This is a genomic window from Streptomyces sp. NPDC005784 (assembly GCF_042871525.1).
Taxonomy (GTDB): Bacteria; Actinomycetota; Actinomycetes; order Streptomycetales; family Streptomycetaceae; genus Streptomyces.
This window is the reverse complement of record NZ_JBIAIQ010000013.1, coordinates 196,876-205,149: the sequence shown is the minus strand read 5'-3', so window position 1 is coordinate 205,149 and position 8,274 is coordinate 196,876. Positions and strand designations below refer to the sequence as shown.

5 protein-coding genes are annotated in these 8,274 nt (G+C 71.3%); 2 read left to right on the top strand and 3 right to left on the bottom strand.

What is annotated here, in order from left to right:
- Nucleotides 1-2,645, bottom strand: a 2,645-nt coding sequence (locus tag ACFYR3_RS22305; protein ID WP_389284466.1) for a nitrate- and nitrite sensing domain-containing protein, incomplete at its 3' end; no start/stop codon positions are given.
- 368 nt (nt 2,646-3,013) lie between these two features.
- Between ACFYR3_RS22305 and ACFYR3_RS22300 the strand changes: the two genes are divergently transcribed.
- Nucleotides 3,014-3,802 carry a protein phosphatase 2C domain-containing protein gene (locus tag ACFYR3_RS22300; RefSeq protein WP_389284464.1) on the top strand — a complete coding sequence of 263 codons (789 nt, stop codon included), beginning with the start codon at nt 3,014-3,016 and terminating at the stop codon, nt 3,800-3,802.
- A 64-nt stretch (nt 3,803-3,866) separates the two neighbouring features.
- Here ACFYR3_RS22300 and ACFYR3_RS22295 read toward each other — a convergent pair whose 3' ends face one another.
- Nucleotides 3,867-4,385 (bottom strand): MarR family transcriptional regulator, encoded by a 519-nt coding sequence (locus ACFYR3_RS22295; protein WP_355844478.1) that lies wholly within the window; start codon nt 4,383-4,385, stop codon nt 3,867-3,869.
- Between the two features lie 298 nt (nt 4,386-4,683).
- Between ACFYR3_RS22295 and ACFYR3_RS22290 the strand changes: the two genes are divergently transcribed.
- A complete protein-coding gene (locus tag ACFYR3_RS22290) occupies nt 4,684-5,502 on the top strand; it encodes a lysozyme (RefSeq protein WP_355844481.1) in 819 nt (272 codons plus the stop codon).
- Between the two features lie 130 nt (nt 5,503-5,632).
- Here ACFYR3_RS22290 and lon read toward each other — a convergent pair whose 3' ends face one another.
- The gene (lon, locus tag ACFYR3_RS22285; protein WP_355844484.1) at nt 5,633-8,047 is read right to left on the bottom strand and encodes an endopeptidase La; all 2,415 of its coding nucleotides are present in this window, start codon (nt 8,045-8,047) and stop codon (nt 5,633-5,635) included.
- Nucleotides 8,048-8,274: the final 227 nt, after the last annotated feature.

The window sequence follows — 8,274 nt, the reverse complement described above, 5'->3', positions numbered from 1 at the left end:
GGTGAGACGACCGCCGGTGCGGAGGATCCCTGTGCGGCGGCCGCCGGTGCGGGGGCTGCCAGTTCGAAGTCCTCCGGTGCGGGGGCCGTCGGTCCGAAGGACTCCCGTGCGGGGGCCGGCAGCTCGAAGGACTCCGCTGCGGAGGATCCCGGTGAGACGACCGCCGGTGCGGAGGATCCCTGTGCGGCGGCCGCCGGTGCGGGGGCTGCCAGTTCGAAGTCCTCCGGTGCGGGGGCCGTCGGTCCGGAAGTGTCCGGAGCGAGCTCCGGGAGCAACAGCTCCATCGTCGTCTCGGACGTGAGTTCCGGCTCGGGCCCGCGGGGGGCCGGGATGACCGGGGTCTGCGCGGCCGGCTCGGGCGTGGCGTCCCGTACGGCCGCCTGGGCCGCCGCGATCAGCGGGTCCTCGTCGTCGGCCGAGGCCGATGCCGAGGCCCTGAGGATCGAACGGCCGCGCAGGACATTGGAGTTGGCCTCGGCGTCGGCGCCGGGCAGGGTCACCGCGGGGGCCGCGCCGGCGAGCCGGGTGGCGGCGGGGACGGTGGACGAGGGCGCGGCAGCGAGCAGTGCCTTCGGGAGGACGACCACGGCGGCCACCCCGCCCTGCTTCTGCTCACGCAGCTTCACCCGTACGCCATGCCGGTGGGCGAGCCGGGCCACCACGTACAGGCCGAGCCCGAGCCCCTCGCCGCTCTCCTGGTCGTACGAATCCTCCGGGTCGAACTCGGAGAGGCGGGCGTTGAGATGACGCATCCGCTCGTCGGTCATGCCGATGCCCTCGTCCTGCACGGAGAGCATCACGTCACCGCTCTCCAGCAGCCAGCCGGAGACCTCGACGGGCACGTCGGGCGGCGAGAACGAGGTGGCGTTCTCCAGGAGTTCGGCCACCAGGTGGCTGATGTCGTCGGCGGCGAACCCGGCGAGGTGCGCGTGCGGGGGCAGCGCGGCGATCCGCACCCGTTCGTACCGTTCGATCTCGCTGACCGAGGCACGGGCGACATCGACGAGCGGGACCGGACCCGCGTGGTGCTGGACGTGCTCGGCGCCCGCGAGAACGAGGAGGTTCTCGCTGTGCCGCCGCATGACGGTGGCGAAGTGGTCGAGCTTGAAGAGGGTGGAGAGGCGGTCGGGGTCCTGCTCGCGCTCCTCCAGGCCCTCGATGACGCCGAGCTGGCGCTCGACGAGGCCGAGGGTGCGCAGCGCGAGGTTGACGAAGGTGCTGTGGATCGTGCCGCGCACCTGCTCCAAGTGGGCTACGGACTCGGCGAGTTCGCCGCGCAGCTTGTCGCGCTCGTCGGCCATCAGCTGGCGCTGGCCGATGAGGTGCTTGCGGTCGCCTTCGAGGGTGGCGAGCCGCTCGTGCAGCGTGGCCGCGTGCGCGTGCAGCGCGTTGACGGAGCGGACGACCTGGGCGAACTCGTCGTTGCGGCCGGTGAACTTGACCGGTTCCTGGGAGCCCGGGTCGGCGGCGAGCCGGGCCGAGCCGAGGCGCAGGACGGCGAGCGGCCGGGTGAGGGTGCGGGCCATGGCCATCGTGACGCCGGCCGCGACGAGCAGCAGGACGCCGAGGAGGGTGATGCGGATCTCCAGTGCGGTGACGTCGTCGTCCCGCAGCTGTTCGAGGCTCTTGGTGCGGTGGTCGTTGAGGGAGGCCTCCGCGCCGCGCATCAGGTCGATCCGGGCGGACAGGGCGGCGTCCAGCTTCTTGGCGCTGGTGCCGAGCGCGGAGTCGGAGAGCTTCGGCTGGCCGGTGAGGTTCGCCAGGTACCGGTCGGCGGAGCCGACGTCGGGGCCGGTGACCGTGGAGTCGTAGGACGCCACGGCCTGCTTGGGCGCGTTCTCGCGGAAGTCGGCGAGGAGCGCGTCGGAGCGGACGCGGGCCTGCTGGGCAGCGGCGCTCAGCACGTCGCGCTGCTTGGTGTCGGCGTCCGACGACGTGCTCGTGGTCGTCATCAGACCCGTGACCGGGTTGTAGACGGTCTGGGTCGTACGCGGGATGCCGAGGGCCGCCAGGAGCAGTCCGCGGGCGGCGGCGGACTGCTGGACGGCGGTGTCCAGCTCGGCGAGGGCGTGCGCGCCGGAACCCGCGCGCGGCGGCATCCGGTCGGCCAGGTCCTCGGCGAGGGCGTGGAGTTCGGTGATGGCCCCGGAGTACGCCCGGTGCGCTTCGAAGGCGGAGCTCTTCCCGGTGAGCGCCGCTCGCCTGAGGGCCGCGATGCCGTCGAGGTCCTTGAGCAGCGCGGAGGGGGCGTCCGCGTCCGCGCGCAGCTCGTCGACCTGCCGGTCGACCAGGGCGCTGCGCTGCTCGGAGGGCGCCTTGGCCTTGGGCCTGCCCGCGGCGACGTACGAGGTGACCTCGTCGCGCTCGTCGGCCAGCGAGTGCGCGAGGGTCAGCGCCTGCTGGGTGCGCTGCGCGAGCGTCACCAGGTTCTGGGAATCGTTCAGTTGTTGCGAGGCGGACAGCACCGTGGGCGCCCCGGCTCCGGCGATGGCGGCCGCGACGACCGCCACGGCCACGATCAGCCGGTTGCGTACGTGGGCGGTCCTGCCCCGGCCTGTGGAGTCGGTGGCGTCGCCGACGGCGCCACCCTCTGTGGAGTTGGAGGCCGTCTTCTTGCCTGTGCGCCTCGGCCGCGTCTTCTGCACCGGTGCTCGCATTCCTGACTCGTGTACCCATTTGGGGCCCGGGTGACGTCCCGTCAATCGCGGCGTCCGCCCGGTACGGCTCCCGACCCTCCCAGTGCCGGTGGGCAGTGGTCCCGCATCATCCGACCCGCCACCCGAAGGAGTGAACATCGGAGGGGAGTTGGCGGGCAAGTCCCTGGCCGCCCGCCGCGGGCGCCCGCGGCGGGCCGGTTGGACGTCCGGGACGCGCTTTGGCAGTATTCGCCGCCACGCGTTGCCGGAGTCGATCATTCCTTGCCAAACCGGGCGCCTGAGCTGCTGGTCCGCATATCGAGCGTTCCCTGCCGACCTTTCGGGGACCTTGTGAAGGGCTCGTGCAGACTGACGGAATGCGCACTGAACTCGTATCGGAGCCCGGGGACCCTGGCCGCCCCAATGAGGACTTCGCATCGGTCGGGCTTCCCGCTTCAGGACAGGGCGGTTCACTGGTCGTGCTCGACGGGGTGACACCTCCTCGGGGCGACTACGGCTGCGTGCATTCGGTCCCCTGGTTCTCCGCTCGACTCGGCGGAGTGCTGACCGAACTGTCCGTTTCGCAGGGGGATTTACCCCTGTCCGAGGTCCTGGCGCAGGCGATTCGCCGCGTCGCCGACGCACACGCCGCCACCTGTGACCTTTCTCACCCGCGCACACCCCAGGCAACCGTGGTCCTCGCGCGGTGGTCCGCGCCGGAGGTCGAATACCTGGTCCTCTCGGACTCGGCCCTGCTGGTGGAATCCCCGGCCGGCGAGGTCACCGTCCTGCTGGACGACCGCCTTTCCCGCCTCCCTCGTGGCACGCTCACCACGGACGCCGTCGCCGACACCGTCGCCCGCAACAAGGAGGGCGGCTTCTTCACGGCGGCCGCGGACCCGTCGGTGGCCTCGCGCGCGGTGACGGGCAGACTCCCCCGCTCCTCCGTCCGCGCCCTGGCGGCCCTCACGGACGGCGCCACCCGCTGGGTGGAGAGGTTCCACGCGGGCGACTGGGCCGAGCTGTTCGCCCTCGTGCGCGAAGAGGGCTCCCTGTCGCTCGTCGAGCGCGTACGGGCGCTGGAGCGCGAGGACGCGCGGGAGCGGTCGCGTCCTCGGCGGGGCAAGACGCACGACGACGCGACGGTGGTGTTCGCGGAGCTGTGAGGAGAGGTGGACGGCGGAGGGGCGGTGGACGGTGGAGGAGCTGCGGACGGCCGTCGGGCGGGAGCTACTTCTCCATGCCGCGGTTCAGCTGATGCAGCAGCCGGGCGAGTTCCGCGACCTCGTTCTGGTCCCAGTGGGCGAGTTGGCGGACATAGCGGGCGCGGCGGGCCTCGCGGACGCTGCTGACGCGGCCGCGGCCCTCTTCCGTGAGATGGACGAGCCAGGCGCGGCCGTCGGCGGGGTCGGGTTCGCGCGCGACCAGGCCCAACTCCTCCAGGGCGCGCAGCTGCCGGGACATGGTGGCCTTGCCGACGCCGATGTAGGCGGCGAGTTCCGTGGCGCGCTGCCGGCCGCACTCCTCCAGACGGACGAGGAGTCCGTACGCGGCGGACTCCAGGTCCGGATGGACCTCGCGGGCCATCTCCCCCTGGCTGGCACGGGCGCGGCGCAGGAACACGGTCAACTCGCGCTCCAGGGAGAGGAACTCGCGCTCCACGCCGCCGTGCGTCGCGCGCCGGTCCACACCATTTCCCGACACACCGGATTCGACCGGACTTCCGCCGTCGTTTCCGCCCTCGTGCACGTCAGCACCCCTGACTCGGTTTCCCGATCCTGAAAGTTTCTGCCAGAACTCGCCGTTGTCGCAGCTCCGCCAGTATTTCGCAGGCGTAGACCAACGGCAGCCTCCGGCCCCTCTTCCACGTCGCCGTCTACGTGCGTAGCTTCTTTATCAGACACTTATCTGCTGGCATGCGCACGCCACCCCAGGCCAAGGACGACCTGATCCCCCCTACGGCACGCGTGCCCGCGCTCTCCCCCCACCGAGTTCCATCGGGCTCCCCCGGGCCCCCGGAGCTCCATCGCCCTTCGGAGGCACGCACATGCCCGTGCACAGATCCGGAACGGCCCACCGCCTGCGAGCGCTCGCGGTAGGAACCCTGCTCGCCGCCTTCTCCCTCCTCTCCACCCTCCCCTCCTCCGCCGCCGACACCCCCGCCCGGGGCTCCGCCCGGATGGGCATGGGGGTCATCGCCCACGACGGTCAGGACGGGACGCCGTCCACCGGTGACGCCACCCAGACGGAAGGCGTGGACGTCTCCGGCTACCAGGGCAACGTCGCCTGGTCGACGCTGTGGAGCAGCGGGGTCAGGTGGGCCTACACCAAGGCGACCGAGGGGACGTACTACACGAACCCGTACTTCGCCCAGCAGTACAACGGCGCGTACAACATCGGCATGATCCGCGGCTCGTACCACTTCGCGACCCCGGACACGACGACCGGTGCCACCCAGGCCAACTACTTCGTCGACCACGGCGGCGGCTGGTCGGGCGACGGCAAGACGCTGCCCGGCACCCTCGACATCGAGTGGAACCCGTACGGGGCCGCCTGCTACGGCAAGACGCAGAGCGCGATGGTCAGCTGGATCAGCAGCTTCCTCACCCAGTACAGGGCCCGTACCGGCCGTGACGCGGTGATCTACACGGCCGCCAGCTGGTGGACCCAGTGCACGGGCGACTACAGCGGTTTCGCCTCCGCCAACCCGCTGTGGATCGCGCGCTACGCCTCCGATCCCGGGACGCTCCCGGCCGGCTGGGGGTACTACACGATCTGGCAGTACACGTCGTCCGGCCCGACGGTCGGGGACCACGACAAGTTCAACGGCGCCCTGGACCGCGTCAAGGCGCTCGCCACCGGCTGAGGCCCGGCACCTCACTGCCGTACGGGATGCCGTACGGCAGTGACGTACCGCGCTGACGTGCACAACTGTCGTACGGCGAAGGCCCGGGCCTCCCTCACGGGACCCGGGCCTTCCCTTCCGGCAGCGTCCGTCACGCCGCTACCGGAACCTCCGGCACAGCGCCGTTCGTAGCCGGCGCCAGTGCCAGCTCCAGGACCTGGCGGACGTCCGTGACGGCGTGGACGTCGAGCTTCTCCAGGACCTCGGCCGGTACATCGTCCAGATCGGCCTCGTTGCGCTTCGGGATGATCACGGTCGTGACACCCGCCCGGTGCGCGGCGAGCAGCTTCTGCTTCACGCCGCCGATCGGCAGGACACGGCCGGTCAGCGACACCTCACCGGTCATGGCCACATCGGTGCGGACCAGCCGGCCGGACAGGAGCGAGGCCAGGGCGGTCGTCATCGTGACGCCCGCGCTCGGGCCGTCCTTGGGGACGGCGCCCGCGGGGAAGTGGATGTGCACACCCCGGTCCTTCAGGTCGCCGACGGGCAGTTCGAGCTCCGCGCCGTGCGAGCGCAGGAAGGAGAGCGCGATCTGCGCCGACTCCTTCATCACGTCGCCCAGCTGACCGGTGAGGGTCAGACCGGCCGCGCCCGTCTCCGGGTCGGCCAGCGACGCCTCCACATAGAGGACGTCACCGCCCGCGCCGGTGACGGCGAGACCCGTGGCGACACCGGGCACCGCCGTACGGCGCTCGGCCGGGTCCTGGGCGGACTCGGGCACGTGGTGCGGGCGCCCGATCAGGTCGCGCAGGTCAGAGTCCTTCACCGTGAACGGCAGCTCCCGGCGCCCCAGTTCGTGCTGGGCCGCGACCTTGCGCAGCAGCCGCGCGATGCCCCGCTCCAGGTTCCGCACGCCCGCTTCCCGGGTGTACTCCCCGGCGAGCCTGCGCAGCGCGCTCTCGTCGAGGACGACCTCGTCCTTCTCCAGGCCCGCCCGCTCCAACTGGCGCGGCAGCAGGTGGTCCCGGGCGATGACGACCTTCTCGTCCTCGGTGTAGCCGTCGAGGCGGACCAGCTCCATACGGTCGAGCAGGGCCTCCGGGATGGCTTCGAGGACGTTGGCCGTGGCCAGGAACACGACGTCGGAGAGGTCGAGTTCGACCTCCAGGTAGTGGTCGCGGAAGGTGTGGTTCTGCGCCGGGTCGAGGACTTCGAGCAGGGCCGCCGCCGGGTCGCCCCGGTAGTCGGAGCCGACCTTGTCGATCTCGTCGAGCAGGACCACCGGGTTCATCGACCCGGCCTCCTTGATGGCGCGCACGATCCGGCCGGGCAGCGCGCCGACGTACGTACGGCGGTGTCCGCGGATCTCGGCCTCGTCCCGTACGCCACCGAGGGCGACGCGGACGAACTTGCGGCCCATGGCGTGCGCGACGGACTCGCCGAGCGAGGTCTTGCCGACGCCGGGCGGGCCGACGAGCGCGAGCACGGCACCGCCGCGCCGGCCGCCGACGACTCCGAGACCGCGCTCGGCACGCCGCTTGCGCACGGCCAGGTACTCGGTGATGCGCTCCTTCACGTCCTCCAGTCCGGCGTGCTCGGCGTCGAGCACGGACTGGGCGCCCCTGATGTCGTACGCGTCCTCGGTCCGCTCGTTCCACGGCAGCTCCAGGACGGTGTCGAGCCAGGTCCGGATCCAGCTTCCCTCGGGCGACTGGTCACTGGACCGCTCCAGCTTCTCGACCTCCTTGAGGGCGGCCTCGCGGACGCTCTCCGGAAGGTCGGCGGCCTCGACGCGGGCACGGTAGTCGTCGGACTCGTCCTCGCCGTCCTCGCCCTTGAGGTCGCGCAGCTCCTTGCGTACGGCTTCCAGCTGGCGCCGCAGCAGGAACTCGCGCTGCTGCTTGTCGACGCCCTCCTGGACGTCCTTGGCGATGGACTCGGCGACATCCTGCTCGGCGAGGTGCTCGCGGAGCTGCTCGGTGGCGAGCTTCAGCCGGGCCACCGGGTCGGCGGTCTCCAGCAGCTCGACCTTCTGTTCGACGGAAAGGAACGGTGAGTAACCGGAATTGTCGGCAAGAGCGGAAACGTCGTCGATCTGCTGCACCCGGTCGACGACCTGCCAGGCGGCGCGCTTGCGCAGCCAGCTGGTGGCCAGGGCCTTGTATTCCTTCACCAGGTCGGCGACCCGGCCGGGCAGGGGGTCGGGCACGGTCTCCTCGACCCGGGTGCCCTCGACCCAGAGTGCGGCACCGGGACCCGTGGTCCCCGCGCCCACCTTCACGCGCCCACGCCCTCGAATCAGCGCGCCCGGGTCGCCGTCGGCCAGTCGGCCGACCTGCTCGACGGTACCGAGCACTCCGGTGCTCGCGTAGGTCCCGTCGATGCGTGGCACCAGGAGTACCTGGGGCTTGCCGGGCGTTGAACGGGCAGCGGCCTGAGCGGCCTCCACCGCGGCGCGTACATCGGTGTCGTTCAGATCCAGCGGAACGACCATTCCGGGCAGCACGACCTCGTCATCGAGCGGCAGCACGGGCAAAGTGAGTGATGCGGACGTCGAAGCCATGATCTCCCCTTCGGCATTCAAGTTGAGCTATGTCGACTCAATGCATGGGAGCCCCGCAATGTTCCCGGGGGACTGTTCGCTGTGAGCGATCACTTCCGATCTCCCGGACCCGTACGGATCGCCGCTGGTCATCCGCCATGCGCGGACCGGGTACCGATCGAGCGACGCGCGGGACCCGGTACCGATCGAGTGGCTGTCGTCGCCGGAACGTCCGGTTCGGTCACGGA